The organism is Bacteroides sp. 519, assembly GCF_010500955.1.
Taxonomy (GTDB): domain Bacteria; phylum Bacteroidota; class Bacteroidia; order Bacteroidales; family Bacteroidaceae; genus Bacteroides.
In genome coordinates, this window is sequence record NZ_QVMJ01000004.1 from 17,617 (window position 1) to 32,229 (window position 14,613).

At 39.2% G+C, this 14,613-nt stretch carries 26 protein-coding genes; 1 reads left to right on the forward strand and 25 read right to left on the reverse strand.

Translation table 11 applies throughout. The features are described from left to right. Positions 1 to 2: 2 nt before the first annotated feature. The 25 genes from rplO to D0T85_RS04995 form a co-directional block, all read right to left on the reverse strand. On the reverse strand, positions 3 to 449 hold the full coding sequence (gene rplO / locus D0T85_RS04875; protein WP_163210821.1) for a 50S ribosomal protein L15: 447 nt from the start codon (positions 447 to 449) through the stop codon (positions 3 to 5). A 31-nt stretch (positions 450 to 480) separates the two neighbouring features. Next, on the reverse strand, positions 481 to 657 hold the full coding sequence (rpmD, locus tag D0T85_RS04880) for a 50S ribosomal protein L30 (protein WP_163210823.1): 177 nt from the start codon (positions 655 to 657) through the stop codon (positions 481 to 483). A 10-nt stretch (positions 658 to 667) separates the two neighbouring features. Next, positions 668 to 1,183: a 30S ribosomal protein S5 gene (gene rpsE, locus D0T85_RS04885; protein WP_163210825.1), complete on the reverse strand. Its 516-nt coding sequence runs from the start codon at positions 1,181 to 1,183 to the stop codon at positions 668 to 670. A gap of 5 nt (positions 1,184 to 1,188) precedes the next feature. Further along, positions 1,189 to 1,533: a 50S ribosomal protein L18 gene (gene rplR / locus D0T85_RS04890; RefSeq protein ID WP_163210827.1), complete on the reverse strand. Its 345-nt coding sequence runs from the start codon at positions 1,531 to 1,533 to the stop codon at positions 1,189 to 1,191. Positions 1,534 to 1,559: 26 nt separating this feature from the next. Continuing rightward, positions 1,560 to 2,114 carry a 50S ribosomal protein L6 gene (gene rplF, locus D0T85_RS04895; protein WP_163210829.1) on the reverse strand — a complete coding sequence of 185 codons (555 nt, stop codon included), beginning with the start codon at positions 2,112 to 2,114 and terminating at the stop codon, positions 1,560 to 1,562. A gap of 17 nt (positions 2,115 to 2,131) precedes the next feature. Next, positions 2,132 to 2,527, reverse strand: a complete 396-nt coding sequence (gene rpsH, locus D0T85_RS04900; protein WP_163210831.1) for a 30S ribosomal protein S8 — start codon at positions 2,525 to 2,527, stop codon at positions 2,132 to 2,134. Between the two features lie 54 nt (positions 2,528 to 2,581). Continuing rightward, a complete protein-coding gene (gene rpsN, locus D0T85_RS04905; RefSeq protein ID WP_163210834.1) occupies positions 2,582 to 2,851 on the reverse strand; it encodes a 30S ribosomal protein S14 in 270 nt (89 codons plus the stop codon). Between the two features lie 6 nt (positions 2,852 to 2,857). Then, positions 2,858 to 3,415: a 50S ribosomal protein L5 gene (rplE, locus tag D0T85_RS04910; RefSeq protein ID WP_163210836.1), complete on the reverse strand. Its 558-nt coding sequence runs from the start codon at positions 3,413 to 3,415 to the stop codon at positions 2,858 to 2,860. Further along, positions 3,415 to 3,735, reverse strand: a complete 321-nt coding sequence (rplX, locus tag D0T85_RS04915) for a 50S ribosomal protein L24 (RefSeq protein ID WP_163210838.1) — start codon at positions 3,733 to 3,735, stop codon at positions 3,415 to 3,417. The genes rplE and rplX overlap by 1 nt, the downstream gene beginning before the upstream one ends. 20 nt (positions 3,736 to 3,755) lie before the next feature. Then, complete coding sequence (gene rplN, locus D0T85_RS04920; RefSeq protein ID WP_163210840.1) at positions 3,756 to 4,121, reverse strand: 50S ribosomal protein L14; 366 nt, start codon at positions 4,119 to 4,121, stop codon at positions 3,756 to 3,758. Positions 4,122 to 4,123: 2 nt separating this feature from the next. Next, complete coding sequence (gene rpsQ / locus D0T85_RS04925; protein ID WP_203558417.1) at positions 4,124 to 4,393, reverse strand: 30S ribosomal protein S17; 270 nt, start codon at positions 4,391 to 4,393, stop codon at positions 4,124 to 4,126. Beyond that, a complete protein-coding gene (rpmC, locus tag D0T85_RS04930) occupies positions 4,390 to 4,587 on the reverse strand; it encodes a 50S ribosomal protein L29 (protein ID WP_163210844.1) in 198 nt (65 codons plus the stop codon). Before rpmC ends, rpsQ begins: the two co-directional genes overlap by 4 nt. A 5-nt stretch (positions 4,588 to 4,592) precedes the next feature. Further along, the gene (gene rplP, locus D0T85_RS04935) at positions 4,593 to 5,027 is read right to left on the reverse strand and encodes a 50S ribosomal protein L16 (RefSeq protein WP_163210846.1); all 435 of its coding nucleotides are present in this window, start codon (positions 5,025 to 5,027) and stop codon (positions 4,593 to 4,595) included. A gap of 22 nt (positions 5,028 to 5,049) precedes the next feature. Beyond that, positions 5,050 to 5,787, reverse strand: coding sequence for a 30S ribosomal protein S3 (gene rpsC, locus D0T85_RS04940; RefSeq protein ID WP_163210848.1), 738 nt, complete (start codon positions 5,785 to 5,787; stop codon positions 5,050 to 5,052). Between the two features lie 2 nt (positions 5,788 to 5,789). Further along, positions 5,790 to 6,200: a 50S ribosomal protein L22 gene (gene rplV / locus D0T85_RS04945; RefSeq protein WP_163210850.1), complete on the reverse strand. Its 411-nt coding sequence runs from the start codon at positions 6,198 to 6,200 to the stop codon at positions 5,790 to 5,792. 35 nt (positions 6,201 to 6,235) lie between these two features. After that, complete coding sequence (gene rpsS, locus D0T85_RS04950; RefSeq protein ID WP_163210852.1) at positions 6,236 to 6,505, reverse strand: 30S ribosomal protein S19; 270 nt, start codon at positions 6,503 to 6,505, stop codon at positions 6,236 to 6,238. 20 nt (positions 6,506 to 6,525) lie between these two features. After that, entirely contained in the window at positions 6,526 to 7,350 is an 825-nt protein-coding gene (gene rplB / locus D0T85_RS04955; RefSeq protein WP_163210854.1) for a 50S ribosomal protein L2, read from the reverse strand. Positions 7,351 to 7,354: 4 nt separating this feature from the next. Next, the gene (gene rplW / locus D0T85_RS04960) at positions 7,355 to 7,645 is read right to left on the reverse strand and encodes a 50S ribosomal protein L23 (protein ID WP_163210856.1); all 291 of its coding nucleotides are present in this window, start codon (positions 7,643 to 7,645) and stop codon (positions 7,355 to 7,357) included. A gap of 3 nt (positions 7,646 to 7,648) precedes the next feature. Continuing rightward, a complete protein-coding gene (rplD, locus tag D0T85_RS04965; protein WP_163210858.1) occupies positions 7,649 to 8,287 on the reverse strand; it encodes a 50S ribosomal protein L4 in 639 nt (212 codons plus the stop codon). Further along, positions 8,287 to 8,904: a 50S ribosomal protein L3 gene (rplC, locus tag D0T85_RS04970; RefSeq protein ID WP_163210860.1), complete on the reverse strand. Its 618-nt coding sequence runs from the start codon at positions 8,902 to 8,904 to the stop codon at positions 8,287 to 8,289. Before rplC ends, rplD begins: the two co-directional genes overlap by 1 nt. A 148-nt stretch (positions 8,905 to 9,052) precedes the next feature. Next, the gene (gene rpsJ / locus D0T85_RS04975; RefSeq protein WP_002558075.1) at positions 9,053 to 9,358 is read right to left on the reverse strand and encodes a 30S ribosomal protein S10; all 306 of its coding nucleotides are present in this window, start codon (positions 9,356 to 9,358) and stop codon (positions 9,053 to 9,055) included. A gap of 81 nt (positions 9,359 to 9,439) precedes the next feature. Then, positions 9,440 to 11,557: an elongation factor G gene (gene fusA, locus D0T85_RS04980; protein ID WP_163210862.1), complete on the reverse strand. Its 2,118-nt coding sequence runs from the start codon at positions 11,555 to 11,557 to the stop codon at positions 9,440 to 9,442. A 45-nt stretch (positions 11,558 to 11,602) separates the two neighbouring features. Next, entirely contained in the window at positions 11,603 to 12,079 is a 477-nt protein-coding gene (gene rpsG / locus D0T85_RS04985) for a 30S ribosomal protein S7 (RefSeq protein WP_163210864.1), read from the reverse strand. A 214-nt stretch (positions 12,080 to 12,293) separates the two neighbouring features. After that, entirely contained in the window at positions 12,294 to 12,707 is a 414-nt protein-coding gene (gene rpsL, locus D0T85_RS04990; protein WP_163210865.1) for a 30S ribosomal protein S12, read from the reverse strand. A 631-nt stretch (positions 12,708 to 13,338) separates the two neighbouring features. Next, entirely contained in the window at positions 13,339 to 13,644 is a 306-nt protein-coding gene (locus D0T85_RS04995) for a DUF3467 domain-containing protein (RefSeq protein WP_163210867.1), read from the reverse strand. A 245-nt stretch (positions 13,645 to 13,889) separates the two neighbouring features. Here D0T85_RS04995 and D0T85_RS05000 point away from each other — a divergent pair, with 245 nt between their 5' ends. Further along, entirely contained in the window at positions 13,890 to 14,474 is a 585-nt protein-coding gene (locus tag D0T85_RS05000) for a hypothetical protein (RefSeq protein ID WP_163210869.1), read from the forward strand. Positions 14,475 to 14,613: the final 139 nt, after the last annotated feature.

Below are 14,613 nucleotides of genomic sequence, written 5' to 3' on the forward strand. Positions count from 1 at the left end.
AATCAGAGTTTTACTGCACTTCCGCCTGCTGCCTCAATTGCTGAAACTGCTGATTTTGAAAATGCATGTGCTTGTACCTCTAGTTTTGCTGTCAAAGCTCCATTACCAAGAACTTTCACTAACTGGTTTGATGAAATAAAACCGGCAGCAACGAATTCGTTAATACCTATTTTTTCTAACCCTTTAGCTTCGGCCATTTTCTGGATAGTATCCAAATTGATGGCTTTATATTCTACACGGTTAATGTTCTTAAATCCAAATTTAGGAACACGACGTTGTAATGGCATCTGTCCACCTTCAAAACCGATCTTCTTAGAATAACCAGATCTTGATTTGGCACCTTTATGACCTCTAGTTGAAGTACCGCCTAAGCCGGAACCAGGTCCACGTCCAATTCTTTTTCTAGTTTTAGTAGATCCGTTTGCAGGTTTTAAATTACTTAAATTCATATTGTAATTTGTTTTTTTATTCTACAAATAATTACTCAATAATAGTAACGAGGTGTTTTACCTTATTTACCATTCCAAGAATTGCAGGATTAGCGTCATGCTCAACCACACGATTCATTTTACGAAGCCCAAGTGCATCAAGAGTTCTTTTCTGATCTTTTGGAGCACCAATTCTGCTTTTTGTTTGTTTAATCTTTATAGTTGCCATTTTAACCTCCTTATCCTCTAAATACTTTTTCCATACTAATTCCTCTGTTTTGAGCAACCATTCTTGCATCACGCATTTCTGCCAAAGCTTCGATAGTAGCTTTTACAAGGTTGTGCGGATTTGAAGAACCTTTTGATTTTGCCAAAACGTCGGTAATACCAGCGCTCTCAAGAACGGCGCGCATAGCACCACCAGCTACTACTCCGGTACCGTGTGAAGCAGGTTTAATAAACACTTCAGCACCACCAAATCTAGCTGTTTGTTCGTGAGGAACAGTACCTTTTAATACAGGAACTTTTGTAAGGTTTTTCTTTGCCGATTCAACTCCTTTTGCGATAGCAGCAGTAACTTCACCAGCTTTACCAAGTCCCCATCCTATAATTCCATCTTCGTTACCAACCACTACAATAGCAGAGAAACTAAAGGTTCTACCCCCTTTTGTAACTTTGGTAACACGATTAATAGCAACCAATCTGTCTTTTAGTTCTATGTCGTTTGAAATCTTTACTCTGTTTTTAATTGCCATAATGATTAGAATTTAAGTCCACCGTTACGAGCTGCATCAGCAACTTCTTTTACTCTCCCATGATACAAATAACCATTACGGTCGAAGATAACAGTTGTAATGCCTGCTTCCTGAGCTTTCTTAGCAATCATTTCGCCTACTTTTGCAGCTTGTTCTTTTTTAGGCATTTTGCCTTCAAGAGCAAGTGAAGAAGCGGCAGCCAGAGTTTTACCTGTAAGATCGTCGATGATCTGTACATAGATCTGTTTATTGCTTCTGAACACACTCATACGCGGACGTTCAGCAGTACCTGAAATTTTATTGCGTACTCTATATTTAATTTTAACGCGTCTTTCTACTTTTGTTGTCATAATAATACTAATTTACTTCGTGTTATTTACTTAGCACCGGCTGATTTACCAGACTTTCTGCGAATAACTTCGCCAACAAACTTAACACCTTTACCTTTATATGGCTCAGGTTTACGGAAAGAACGTATTTTAGAGCAAACTTGTCCAAGTAGTTGCTTATCGCAAGATTCCAGAATAATAAGAGGGTTCTTATTTCTTTCAGACTTTGTTTCAACCTTAATTTCAGATGGTAACTGAATAAAGATAGGGTGAGTAAAACCAAGCGAGAGTTCAATAATGTTTCCATTATTAGCGGCACGGTAACCTACACCAACCAATTCCAATTCTTTTTTATATCCTTCCGATACACCTACAACCATGTTGTTGATAAGTGAACGGTACAATCCGTGAAATGCACGTTCTTGTTTATCGTCGCTGTTACGACTTAAAGTAACCTGTCCGTTTTCAATTTCAACTTTAATCAGCGGGTTTACCTGCTGAGTCATTTCTCCTTTCGGACCTTTTACTGTTACTACATCATCTTTGAAGCTCACAGTAACACCAGCGGGTATACTAATGGGTAATTTTCCTATTCTTGACATTACAAATCCTCCTTACATTAATATACATAACACAACACTTCACCACCAATCTTCAAGTCGGCAGCTTCTTTGTCTGTCATTACACCTTTGGAAGTAGATATTATTGCAATACCTAAACCATTAATTACTCGCGGCATATCTTTATATCCGGTATACTTACGTAAACCCGGAGTAGATATTCTTTGAAGTTTTTTGATAGCATTAACTTTGTTAACTGTATCATACTTCAAAGCAATTTTGATGGTTCCTTGAGGACCATCTTCTACAAACTTATAATTCAGAATGTAGCCCTTTTCAAAAAGAATCTTAGTGATTTCTTTTTTCAAGTTCGAGGCAGGAACTTCTACCACTCTGTGCTTTGCCTGAATGGCGTTCCTCAACCTGGTCAAATAATCTGCTATTGGATCAGTCATATAATAAATAATTAAATTAATCAGGACTTCCCTGACAATATTTAAAAAAATAAACTACCAGCTTGCTTTCTTAACACCTGGAATAAGCCCGTTAGATGCCATTTCGCGGAACTGAATTCTGGAAATACCGAACTGACGGATATATCCTTTCGGACGACCAGTCAGTTTGCAACGGTTGTGCAAGCGCACAGGCGATGCATTTTTAGGTATTGCCTGTAAAGCTTCGTAATCTCCTTCAGCTTTCAGTTTAGCTCTTTTCTCGGCATATTTGGCTACTAATTTGGCTCTCTTTACTTCGCGAGCCTTCATTGATTCCTTTGCCATACTATATTAGTCTTTTTTAATATTCTTAAAAGGTAAACCAAATTCTTTCAATAAAGCATACCCTTCTTCATCTGTTTGCGCAGAAGTTACAAAGGTAATATTCATTCCTAAGATTCTTGTTATACTATCGATATTAATTTCAGGAAAAATGATTTGTTCCTGAATACCGAGTGTATAATTACCTCTTCCGTCAAATTTACTTTCGATACCTTTGAAGTCGCGGATACGAGGCAAAGCAACACGTACCAGTTTTTCCAGGAATTCGTACATTCTTTCGCGACGTAAAGTTACCATCACACCGATTGGCATTTTCTTACGAAGCTTGAAGTTTGAAATATCTTTCTTAGAAACTGTAGCAACAGCTTTCTGTCCGGTAATAGTTGTCATTTCGTTGATTGCAACTTCAATTATTTTCTTGTCGGCAGTAGCCATACCTAATCCTTGATTGATAACAATCTTTTTCAGTACAGGTACCTGCATTGCCGATGTATACTCAAACTGAGATTTTAATGCAGGAACAATACGTTCTGCATATTCTTTCTTAAGGCTTGCAGTATTACTCATTAGTTAATCTCCTTCCCTGATTTTTTAGCATAACGTACTGTTTTTCCATCAGCATCTTTTTTGCGTCCGATGCGTGTTGGCTTATCTGTATCCGGATCGATAGGATTCAGATTAGAAATATGAATAGAGGCTTCTTGCTCTATTCTACCTCCTTGCGGATGTTTTGCATTAGGTTTGGTACTTTTGGTTACCATATTAATGCCTTCAACAATAGCACGTTGTTCTTTCACGAGAACTTTTAAAACACGACCGGTTTTACCTTTGTCCTCACCAGCATTTACGTATACTGTATCGCCTTTTTTAATATGTAATTTACTCATTACTTAAATCTTTTACAAAATTAAAGTACCTCAGGCGCTAGTGACACCACTTTCATGTTAGTAGCGCGAAGTTCTCTTGCTACCGGACCGAAAATACGACTACCTCTAATCTCACCTGCGTTGTTCAACAACACACAGGCATTATCATCAAAACGAATGTAAGAACCGTCGGCACGACGAATTTCTTTCTTAGTACGTACGATCAGAGCCTTAGACACTGTACCTTTTTTAATATCACTTGAAGGGATTACACTTTTTACTGAAACGACAATAACATCCCCTACCGAAGCGTAACGACGACCTGTACCTCCTAAAACACGGATACACAATGCCTCTTTAGCTCCACTATTATCACATACTGTGAGTCTGGATTCTACTTGTATCATAATTACTTAGCTCTTTCAATTACTTCTACTAATCTCCATCTCTTAGTCTTGCTCAAAGGACGAGTTTCCATGATGCGTACAGTATCTCCTATATTGCAATCGTTCTTTTCGTCGTGAGCATGGTACTTCTTCGTTTTGCTAACGAATTTACCATACATGGGGTGTTTTTCTTTAAACTTAGCAGCAACGGTAATTGTTTTTTCCATTTTGTTGCTAACTACAACCCCTATTCTTTCTTTTCTTAAATTTCTTGCTTCCATCAAGCCAATCATTTATTGTTAAGTTCTCTTTCGCGTAATTCTGTTTTCATACGCGCGATAGTCCTGCGTAATTGTTTAATCTTGCTAGGATTATCTAAAGGAGAAATAGAATGATTTAAAATCATGTGGTCGTAATTTACCACTTCTGCTTCTATTCTTTCTGCCAAATCAGCAGTAGACATTTCTCTTATTTCTGCAATTTTCATAACACTTACGCATTTTGATTTTGCATATCATAGTCGCGACGCACAACAAACTTAGTTGTTACAGGAAGCTTTTGAGCTGCTAAGCGCAATGCTTCTTTTGCGATTTCGTATGATACACCTTCAACTTCAATAATAATTCTACCCGGAGTGATTGGAGCCACAAATCCTTCTGGCGATCCCTTACCCTTACCCATACGCACTTCGGCAGGCTTCTTGGTAATTGGTTTATCGGGAAATATACGTATCCAGATTTGTCCTTGACGTTGCATATATCTTGTTACAGCAATACGAGCTGCTTCAATTTGTCTACCGGTAATCCACTTGCTTTGCAGAGATTTTATTCCAAAAGAACCGAAAGCCAGCTGATTGCCTCTTTGGGCATTGCCTTTCATACGGCCCTTTTGTTGTCTTCTGAATTTTGTCTTTTTCGGTTGTAACATGATTCCTAAAATTCAAATTCGATTAACGATTGTTATTTTTCTTTCTTTTGAAGTTCTTTCCGCCGCCATCTCCGCGATTGTTTCCACCACGACCAGCATCTTTGCTTTGTGTAAAGTTAGGAGTTAAATCTCTCTTACCAAACACTTCACCTCTACAAATCCACACTTTGATACCAAGCAAACCAACTTTAGTCAACGCTTCGGCATGACAGTAGTCGATATCTGCTCTAAAAGTATGCAACGGAGTTCTTCCTTCTTTGTACATTTCAGAACGGGCCATTTCAGCTCCATTCAAACGTCCTGAAATTTGAATTTTAATACCTTCAGCACCCATACGCATTGTGTTTGCGATAGCCATTTTAATGGCACGGCGATAGGCAATTTTACCTTCTACCTGACGGGCGATGTTGTTTGCAACGATCACTGCATCAAGTTCTGGTCTTTTCACTTCAAAAATGTTGATTTGAATATCTTTATCGGTAATCTTCTTCAACTCTTCTTTCAACTTGTCAACTTCTTGACCACCTTTACCGATAATGATTCCGGGGCGAGAAGTACAAACAGTAATAGTGACAAGCTTCAAAGTACGTTCGATTACGATTCTTGATACACTAGCTTTAGCCAAACGCGCGTTTAAGTATTTGCGGATTTTGCTATCTTCAAGTAATGCATCACCATAATCGTTTCCACCATACCAGTTAGAATCCCAACCTCTGATGATTCCTAAACGGTTACTTATTGGATTAACTTTCTGTCCCATGCTTAATTCTGTTCTTCATTATTACTTTTAGTACCAACGAACAAAGTTACGTGATTTGAACGTTTGCGAATTCTATATCCTCTTCCTTGTGGGGCTGGTCTCATTCTTTTAAGCATAGCACCACCATCAACAAAAATTTTAGTCACAAACAACTCACCGCTTTCAGCTTTACGTTCGTTTTTCTGCTCCCAGTTAGCAATTGCCGAGCGGAGTAATTTTTCCACTCTTGCAGAAGCTTCCTTAGAAGAAAACTTCAAAACACCAAGTGCTCTGTTTACTTCCATTCCGCGGATCATGTCAGCCACGAGACGCATCTTACGGGGGGAAGTAGGCACATTTTGCAGTTTTGCAAAATACATGGTTTTAAGGGCCTCTTTTCTTTTTTCGGCCGATATTCTTTTTCTTGCTCCCATTATATTTTTTACTTTATTATTTCAGATGAATTCCCTTATCTTTTTTTGTTACCGGAGTGACCTCTGAAAGTACGTGTTGGTGCAAACTCGCCCAACTTGTGTCCTACCATATTTTCGGTAACATAAACAGGAATAAATTTATTTCCGTTGTGAACTGCAACTGTATGCCCTACAAAATCAGGGGATATCATTGAAGCTCTAGCCCAAGTCTTAACGACAGATTTCTTGCCCGATTCATTCATGGCAAGAATCTTCTTTTCAAGCTTTACATTAATGTATGGACCTTTTTTTAATGAACGACTCATAATTTACTCAATTAATCAGATTACTTTTTCCTTCTTTCAATAATGTACTTAGACGATTGCTTCTTAGGAGCTCTTGTCTTAAGACCCTTAGCGTACAATCCTTTACGTGATCTTGGATGTCCTCCTGATGCACGTCCTTCACCACCACCCATTGGGTGATCAACCGGGTTCATAACAACACCACGGTTACGTGGACGACGACCAAACCAGCGGCTACGACCAGCTTTACCTGATTTTTCCAATCCATGATCCGAGTTACCTACACTACCAATAGTAGCTTTACAAGTACTTAGAATCTGTCTTACTTCGCCCGAAGGTAATTTGATTACACAATATTTTCCTTCTCTTGAAGTTAACTGAGCAAAATTTCCTGCCGAACGTACCAGGGCAGCACCCTGACCCGGACGCAATTCAATATTATGAATCACAGTACCAACGGGAATATTTTGTAATGGAAGCGCATTACCAATCTCTGGCGCAGCTTCCGAACCAGACATCAAAGTAGTTCCTACTTTCAGTCCGTTGGGAGCAACAATATATCTTTTTTCGCCATCTGCATAAAACAACAAAGCGATACGTGCCGAACGGTTCGGATCGTATTCTATTGTTTTAACCACTGCAGGAACACCGTCCTTGTTTCTCTTGAAGTCGATAATACGGATCATCTTACGGTGACCACCACCAAGATAACGCATTGTCATCTTACCTTCGTTATTACGACCGCCGGATGTTTTTTTACCGTATACAAGAGATTTCTCTGGTACCCTTGCAGTAATATCATCCGAAGTACCAATAACCTTATGTCTTTGCCCCGGTGTTGTGGGCTTAAATTTACGTACTGCCATTTTTTTAAATATTGCTATAGAAGTCTATCGTGTCGCCTTCTTTCAATGTTACTATCGCTTTTTTGTAAGCATTCGTTCTACCATCAATGATACCACTACGAGTATAGCGACGTTTGCTCTTACCCTGGTATTTCATTGTGTTTACATCAACCACTGTAACATTATAAAGGGCTTCAATTTCTTTCTTAATTTCAAGTTTGTTAGCACCTGGACGCACGATAAAACCGAAACGATTTAACTTTTCGGTTATATTTGTCATTTTTTCAGTAACCAACGGTTTAATTATAATTCCCATTGTTTAAGCCTCCTTATTACTTAAGATATTGTCAATTGCCGAAAGAGCACTTTCGGTAAGCACTAACACTCCAGCATCCAATACTCTGTAAGTATTTAATCCTGAAACAGTTTGCACGCTGGCACTCTTTAAGTTACGAGCCGACAAATATACGTTTTTATTTGATTCTGATAAAATTACAAGTAGCTTTTTGTCAGAAACTTTAAGATTTTTTGCCATTGAGATAAACTCCTTTGTTCTAGGAGCTTCGAAGTTGAAGTCTTCAACTACTACAATTGCGTTATCTTTTGCTTTGTAAGCCAAAGCCGATTTTCTGGCAAGAGCTTTTACTTTTTTATTCAGTTTAAAAGAGTAGTCTCTTGGTTTAGGACCGAATACACGACCCCCACCTACTAATACCGGTGAGTTGATATCACCACGACGAGCACCACCGCCACCTTTCTGACGTCCGAGCTTGCGTGTTGAACCACTTATTTCACTTCTTTCTTTTGACTTATGAGTACCCTGACGCTGGTTAGCCATAAACTGTTTTACGTCTAAGTAAATAGCGTGGTCGTTAGGCTCAATTCCGAAGATTGATTCGTTTAACGTAATCTTTCTCCCAGTGTCTTCACCTTTAATGTTATATACGTTAACTTCCATTATTTCTCAATTATAACGATTGAACCTTTGCAACCCGGGATAGAACCTTTGATCAATAGAAGGTTGTGTTCCGCAATTACTTTTAATACCTTCAGGTTTTGAACAGTTACTCTGTCGCCACCCATTTGTCCGCCCATGCGCATTCCTTTGAATACTTTTGCTGGGTACGAACAAGCACCGATAGAACCCGGTTTACGAGCACGATTGTGCTGACCGTGTGTAGTTTGACCTACACCACCAAAGCCATGTCTTTTAACAACCCCTTGGAAACCCTTACCTTTCGATGTACCAACAACATCAACAAACGTTGCATCGTTGAACAACTCAACTGTAACGGTATCGCCCAAGTTAAGCTCACTCTCAAATTCTTTGAACTCGGCCAAGTGTCTCTTTGGTGTTACTCCTGCTTTCTTAAAGTGTCCAAGTAAAGGTTTAGTTGTGTGCTTTTCCTTTTTGTCTTGGAAACCTAATTGAACGGCTTCATAACCATCGTTTTCGATAGTTTTAACCTGAGTAACAACACAAGGACCTACTTCGATAACAGTGCATGGTACGTTTTTACCATCGGCACTGAATACGGATGTCATTCCGATTTTCTTTCCTAATAATCCTGGCATTTCACTTTTTTTTAGTTATGAGTTTTAAGTTATGAGTAAGTTCTCAATACTCTCCACTCTTCAAATAATTATTCTCTTTACTAGAAACAAGATTACGAATTAAATGCTACGAAGTACTCATAACTCATAACTCGTAACTCATTACTATTTAAACTTTGATTTCAACTTCTACACCGCTAGGCAATTCCAGTTTCATCAATGCATCAACAGTTTTAGCTGTTGAGCTATAGATGTCGATCAATCTTTTGTACGAAGATAGTTCGAATTGCTCACGCGATTTTTTGTTCACGAAGGTTGAACGGTTTACTGTAAAAATACGTTTGTGTGTTGGAAGTGGAATTGGACCACTAACGATAGCGCCTGTAGCTTTTACAGTTCTTACGATTTTTTCGGCCGATTTATCAACCAGGTTGTGATCGTAAGATTTCAGTTTGATTCTGATTTTCTGACTCATCTTTATTTATTTATGATTTAACAATATACGATTTAAGCCTATGGATTAAGAGTCATTCGCTAATCCATAGGCTTTATGTTTTTACAACAGATCTGTTCTGCCTTTTACTTCCTCAAGCACTGCCTTAGCAATTGACTGAGAAACTTGTGCATGATGATCGTAAGTCATTGATGATGTTGCACGACCCGAAGTAATTGTACGGAGTGCGGTTACATAACCAAACATTTCGGCCAGTGGCACCATCGCTTTCACGATTCTAGCACCCGAGCGGCTCGATTCCATACCTTCAACCTGTCCGCGACGTTTGTTCAAGTCACCAATAACATCCCCCATGCTTTCTTCAGGAGTAACTACCTCAAGTTTCATGATAGGTTCCATCAATACCGGACCTGCTTTAGCACAAGCGTTTTTGTAAGCTTGGATAGCACAGATTTCGAACGAAAGTTGGTCAGAGTCAACCGCATGGAAAGATCCATCGATCAATCTTACTTTCAACGAATCGAGAGGATATCCGGCCAACACACCGTTTTTCATTGCAGTAACAAAACCTTTTTGTACCGATGGGATAAATTCTTTAGGAATGTTACCACCTTTTACTTCGTCAACGAATTGCAATCCGCCTTGAGTAAAGTCAGCATCAACCGGTCCAACTTCAACAATGATATCGGCAAACTTACCACGACCTCCGGATTGTTTTTTGTACACTTCGCGAAGATTGATATTTTTGGTAATTGCTTCTTTGTAGTTAACCTGTGGACGACCTTGGTTACACTCAACTTTGAACTCACGTTTCAAACGGTCGATAATGATATCAAGGTGAAGCTCACCCATACCCGAAATAACTGTTTGACCCGATTGTTCGTCGGTTTTAACTGTAAATGTTGGGTCTTCTTCAGCCAGTTTAGCTAAACCGTTAGCCAGTTTATCCATATCTTTCTGAGTTTTAGGCTCAACAGCGATACCGATTACCGGATCGGGGAAGTCCATAGATTCCAGAATAATTGGAGCGTTTTCGTCGCAAAGTGTATCACCTGTACGGATATCTTTGAAACCAACACCTGCACCAATATCACCGGCACCAATTACTTCAACTGGGTTTTGTTTGTTCGAGTGCATTTGGAAGATACGCGACACACGTTCTTTTTTACCCGAGCGTGCATTGAATACGTACGAACCTGCATCTATTTTACCCGAGTATACACGGAAGAAAGTTAAACGACCAACATAAGGGTCGGTAGCAATTTTAAATGCTAAAGCTGCTGTTTTATCTTCTTCGTCGGGTTGTCTAACAACCTCTTCGCCAGTATTTGGGTTAGTACCTGTTACGCTACCTGTATCTAATGGCGATGGCAAGAATGCACAAGCATAGTCGAGCAATGTTTGTACACCTTTATTTTTGAATGAAGAACCGCACAACATTGGTACGATAGCCATCTGGATAGTTGCATTACGAAGCGCGCGCAGGATTTCTTCTTCGGTGATTGTTGAAGGATCATCGAAGTATTTTTCCATTAACGAATCGTCGTAATCAGCTACCGATTCAAGCATTTTGTCTCTCCACTCTTCGCACTCAGCAAGTAGGTTAGCTGGTATATCTTCAACAGAGTAGTCGGCCCCCATTGTTTCATCGTGCCAAAGGATAGCTTTCATTTTGATAAGGTCAACAACACCTTTGAAAGTTTCTTCTGCACCGATAGGCACAACAATAGGACATGGATTTGCACCAAGTACGTCTTTCATCTGACGAACCACTTCGAAGAAGTCAGCTCCCGAGCGGTCCATTTTGTTCACGTAGCCAATACGTGGAACATTATATTTATCAGCCTGGCGCCATACTGTTTCCGATTGTGGTTCAACACCACCTACAGCACAGTAAGTAGCAACAGCACCATCGAGTACACGTAACGAACGCTCTACTTCAACAGTAAAGTCAACGTGTCCCGGAGTGTCAATCAAGTTAATTTTGTAAGTGTTACCATCGTATTTCCAACGGGTAGTTGTAGCAGCCGATGTAATAGTGATACCACGTTCTTGTTCCTGAGCCATCCAGTCCATTGTAGCAGTACCATCGTGAGTTTCACCAATTTTGTGAGTCAACCCGGTATAGAACAGGATACGTTCGGAAGTTGTTGTTTTTCCGGCATCGATGTGAGCCATGATACCGATATTACGAGTTAAATGTAAATCTTGCTTTGCCATTTTTAAATTCTTATCTTTTTATTTGATCTGTTTTTCGGTTTGGTATTAGAATCTAAAATGTGCAAATGCTCTGTTGGCTTCGGCCATTCTATGCATATCTTCCTTACGTTTGAATGCACCGCCTTGCTCATTGAATGCGTCGATAATTTCGGCAGCAAGTTTATCGGCCATTGTTTTACCACCTCTTTTGCGAGCGTAAAGGATAAGGTTTTTCATCGAAACCGATTCTTTACGATCCGGACGGATTTCGGTTGGTACCTGAAATGTAGCACCCCCTACACGGCGTGATTTTACTTCGACCTGTGGAGTTACATTGTCGAGTGCTTTTTTCCAAATTTCGAGAGATGATTTTTCTTCGTTAGGAAGTTTTCTCTTTACCTGCTCCAAAGCAGCATAGAAGATTTCGTAAGAAAGGTTCTTTTTGCCATCATACATCAAATGGTTTACAAATTTAGAAACCTTTTGATCGTTAAATACGGGATCCGGAAGGATCACACGTTTTTTTGGTTTTGCTTTTCTCATTTGTTTGAACAATAATGTTTTTGTCTCTGGCTGTGATTTTTATGTCTTCAACTCTCCCACCGGAGGGTTTACTCAACCTTGGTAATCCAAGTCCAACAAACTAAAACGGGTTATTTTAAGTATTTGAGTTAGGTAGAGTAGTTGAGTCAGGTAGAGTTCGTGAGTACTTCTTTACCTCACTTTACCTCCTTTTACCTCACTTCTTTACTTTTCCTTACTTTTTCTTTCCTTTAGCTGCAGCTGCTGGTGCTTGTCCTGGTTTTGGACGCTTAGCTCCATATTTCGAACGTCTTTGTGTACGTCCGGCTACACCTGCTGTATCTAAAGTTCCACGTACAATGTGATAACGTACCCCTGGAAGGTCTTTCACACGACCACCACGCACCAACACAATTGAGTGCTCTTGCAAGTTGTGGCCTTCTCCCGGGATGTACGAGTTAACTTCCTTTTGGTTGGTTAAACGTACACGAGCCACTTTACGCATTGCCGAGTTAGGTTTTTTAGGTGTTGTTGTGTACACCCTTACACAAACTCCGCGTCTCTGAGGGCATGAATCCAATGCCGGAGACTTACTTTTCTCCGTCAAAACGGTACGCCCTTTTCTTACTAATTGCTGAATTGTAGGCATTTTTAATGTTTTTTTAGTTGTTATATATTTATTTACAATATTATTCGCAAGTATGCATTTCGGGCTGCAAAGTTACGAATAATATTTTAATATTCAACTAAATGCCTGTTTTTTTAAAACACGAAACGTAAAGGACGAAACAACAGCAGCAGTTTCTTTTTTATATTTTTCTTCTGTTGTTATATGTTCTGTTCTATTCTGTTATATTCTATTATATTAGTTAAACCACCGTTGGCTTTTTTTGCAGCGGTTTGTTCACTTTTTCGTATCGGCAAACAGCGCCTACATTATACCCATTGTAGCAAATGGCAGAGTTTCGTGTTGAATTATCGAACTTGTTAAAAAGTTCTAACTCCGACGCTACCAAGTTGTGTTTAACACTTTTTGAATGCAAATTGAATGTTGTTTCGATGCAAATCGAACACTGCATTGATGTAAATCGAACACAGTTTTGATGTTTTTAGTTGAGCAAAGCGATCACTTCTTTAACTTCCGAAGATGCATTTGCCCCAAAATGCTATATAGACCAAAGGGCCAGTGCTATATAGACCGGAGGGTCAGTGCTATATAGACCGAGGGGTCGATGCTATATAGACCGAAACCCCAATGCTATATAGCCCGGAACCCGAAATTATGCCTCTCCTTTCACATTAAGAATTGGAGGTATCTGTTGTTCATTGCCTAAATTAATGGGGCCAAAAGCATGTTCGTACTTATTAATATTATCCTCGAGTGCCCGCAACAAACGTTTAGCATGTTCGGGCGCCAATATAACACGCGATTGCACCCCTGCCTTAGGAACCCCGGGCATTACACGAATAAAATCAAGGATAAACTCCGAGCTGGAATGAGTAATTATAGCCAGATTTGAGTAAGTACCTTGGGCTACATCTTCTTTTAACTCGATCTGCAACTGATTGTCTTCTTTATTATTCATACGATTAAATGTTTCTGATTAATAGGGGCAAAATTAACAGAATTATTCTTATGCCAAGATCTAACCGGATTATTTTTAGACGATTTCACCACAGAGTATTTATTAGACACGGATTACGCGGATGACACAGATTTTAATACACGGATTAAGAGATTAATATCCGTGTTATTTAATCCGTGCAATCCGCGTAATCCGTGTCTAATAAATGAAATAAAAAAATTATCTTTGCTTTTTATTTCCACATTATGAAACATTACATCGTACACATTATTATATATCTCTTGCTCCCGCTACATGTATCGTGCCAGCAAGCACCCAAACACCTAAGCTACAAACAGCCATACAATTTAGAAAAAATTGATTGGCAAATGAACGTAAACAAATTCTATTGGGAATCGCCAGATGTCTTTGCTGCCGACAGCGAAGGCAAAACCAGCGGCACACCAGGAAGTGAGATTACAATATATACAGATACAGTGCAGGCCTGGTGGAGAGAGGAGAACTACCCCTATAACGAACAAAACGAAAACATTGGAATAGGATATAACATGATGGGGTGGAATGCCGAAAAAACCATAGCAACGTATATGAACATGAATTTCTCTAAAATGCACATGATAACATCGCCCGACAACAAATTAATAGCCATTGCTGCCATAAACGAGAAAACAAAAAATATGGGCACACCCCAAAACCGCACATGGAACGAAGGCGATATCATCTATAAACTAGTACTGAAAAGCTCCAAAGCATACCTTTTTATACTCAAAAAAGAATACGAAGATAAAATAACAAAAATATTTATAGGCGATTTTACAGAATATCGTTAGTAGCTAGTAGCTAGTAGTTAGTAGTTAGTAGCTAGTAGTTAGTAGTTAGTAGTTAGTAGAGCTATGCAGATATATTGTTAGTAGTTAGTAGTACGATGCCGCATGGATTCTTACTACTTACTACTGACTACTATCTACT

What these genes read in the sequence shown, in the direction of transcription:
- rpsH (WP_163210831.1), bottom strand. Translation starts at nt 2,527, where the DNA reads ATGACTGATCCAATAGCAGATTATTTGACCAGGTTGAGGAACGCCATT.
- rplD (WP_163210858.1), bottom strand. Translation starts at nt 8,287, where the DNA reads ATGGAAGTTAACGTATATAACATTAAAGGTGAAGACACTGGGAGAAAG.
- rpsG (WP_163210864.1), bottom strand. Translation starts at nt 12,079, where the DNA reads ATGAGAAAAGCAAAACCAAAAAAACGTGTGATCCTTCCGGATCCCGTA.
- rpsE (WP_163210825.1), bottom strand. Translation starts at nt 1,183, where the DNA reads ATGGCAATTAAAAACAGAGTAAAGATTTCAAACGACATAGAACTAAAA.
- rplV (WP_163210850.1), bottom strand. Translation starts at nt 6,200, where the DNA reads ATGGGAGCAAGAAAAAGAATATCGGCCGAAAAAAGAAAAGAGGCCCTT.
- fusA (WP_163210862.1), bottom strand. Translation starts at nt 11,557, where the DNA reads ATGGCAAAGCAAGATTTACATTTAACTCGTAATATCGGTATCATGGCT.
- rplN (WP_163210840.1), bottom strand. Translation starts at nt 4,121, where the DNA reads ATGATACAAGTAGAATCCAGACTCACAGTATGTGATAATAGTGGAGCT.
- D0T85_RS04995 (WP_163210867.1), bottom strand. Translation starts at nt 13,644, where the DNA reads ATGAATAATAAAGAAGACAATCAGTTGCAGATCGAGTTAAAAGAAGAT.
- rpsN (WP_163210834.1), bottom strand. Translation starts at nt 2,851, where the DNA reads ATGGCAAAGGAATCAATGAAGGCTCGCGAAGTAAAGAGAGCCAAATTA.
- rpsQ (WP_203558417.1), bottom strand. Translation starts at nt 4,393, where the DNA reads ATGATTGGCTTGATGGAAGCAAGAAATTTAAGAAAAGAAAGAATAGGG.
- rpsJ (WP_002558075.1), bottom strand. Translation starts at nt 9,358, where the DNA reads ATGAGTCAGAAAATCAGAATCAAACTGAAATCTTACGATCACAACCTG.
- rplE (WP_163210836.1), bottom strand. Translation starts at nt 3,415, where the DNA reads ATGAGTAATACTGCAAGCCTTAAGAAAGAATATGCAGAACGTATTGTT.
- rpsL (WP_163210865.1), bottom strand. Translation starts at nt 12,707, where the DNA reads ATGCCTACAATTCAGCAATTAGTAAGAAAAGGGCGTACCGTTTTGACG.
- rpmD (WP_163210823.1), bottom strand. Translation starts at nt 657, where the DNA reads ATGGCAACTATAAAGATTAAACAAACAAAAAGCAGAATTGGTGCTCCA.
- rplX (WP_163210838.1), bottom strand. Translation starts at nt 3,735, where the DNA reads ATGAGTAAATTACATATTAAAAAAGGCGATACAGTATACGTAAATGCT.
- D0T85_RS05000 (WP_163210869.1), top strand. Translation starts at nt 13,890, where the DNA reads ATGAAACATTACATCGTACACATTATTATATATCTCTTGCTCCCGCTA.
- rplB (WP_163210854.1), bottom strand. Translation starts at nt 7,350, where the DNA reads ATGGCAGTACGTAAATTTAAGCCCACAACACCGGGGCAAAGACATAAG.
- rplF (WP_163210829.1), bottom strand. Translation starts at nt 2,114, where the DNA reads ATGTCAAGAATAGGAAAATTACCCATTAGTATACCCGCTGGTGTTACT.
- rplP (WP_163210846.1), bottom strand. Translation starts at nt 5,027, where the DNA reads ATGTTACAACCGAAAAAGACAAAATTCAGAAGACAACAAAAGGGCCGT.
- rplO (WP_163210821.1), bottom strand. Translation starts at nt 449, where the DNA reads ATGAATTTAAGTAATTTAAAACCTGCAAACGGATCTACTAAAACTAGA.
- rpsS (WP_163210852.1), bottom strand. Translation starts at nt 6,505, where the DNA reads ATGAGTCGTTCATTAAAAAAAGGTCCATACATTAATGTAAAGCTTGAA.
- rpmC (WP_163210844.1), bottom strand. Translation starts at nt 4,587, where the DNA reads ATGAAAATTGCAGAAATAAGAGAAATGTCTACTGCTGATTTGGCAGAA.
- rpsC (WP_163210848.1), bottom strand. Translation starts at nt 5,787, where the DNA reads ATGGGACAGAAAGTTAATCCAATAAGTAACCGTTTAGGAATCATCAGA.
- rplC (WP_163210860.1), bottom strand. Translation starts at nt 8,904, where the DNA reads ATGCCAGGATTATTAGGAAAGAAAATCGGAATGACATCCGTATTCAGT.
- rplW (WP_163210856.1), bottom strand. Translation starts at nt 7,645, where the DNA reads ATGGGAATTATAATTAAACCGTTGGTTACTGAAAAAATGACAAATATA.
- rplR (WP_163210827.1), bottom strand. Translation starts at nt 1,533, where the DNA reads ATGACAACAAAAGTAGAAAGACGCGTTAAAATTAAATATAGAGTACGC.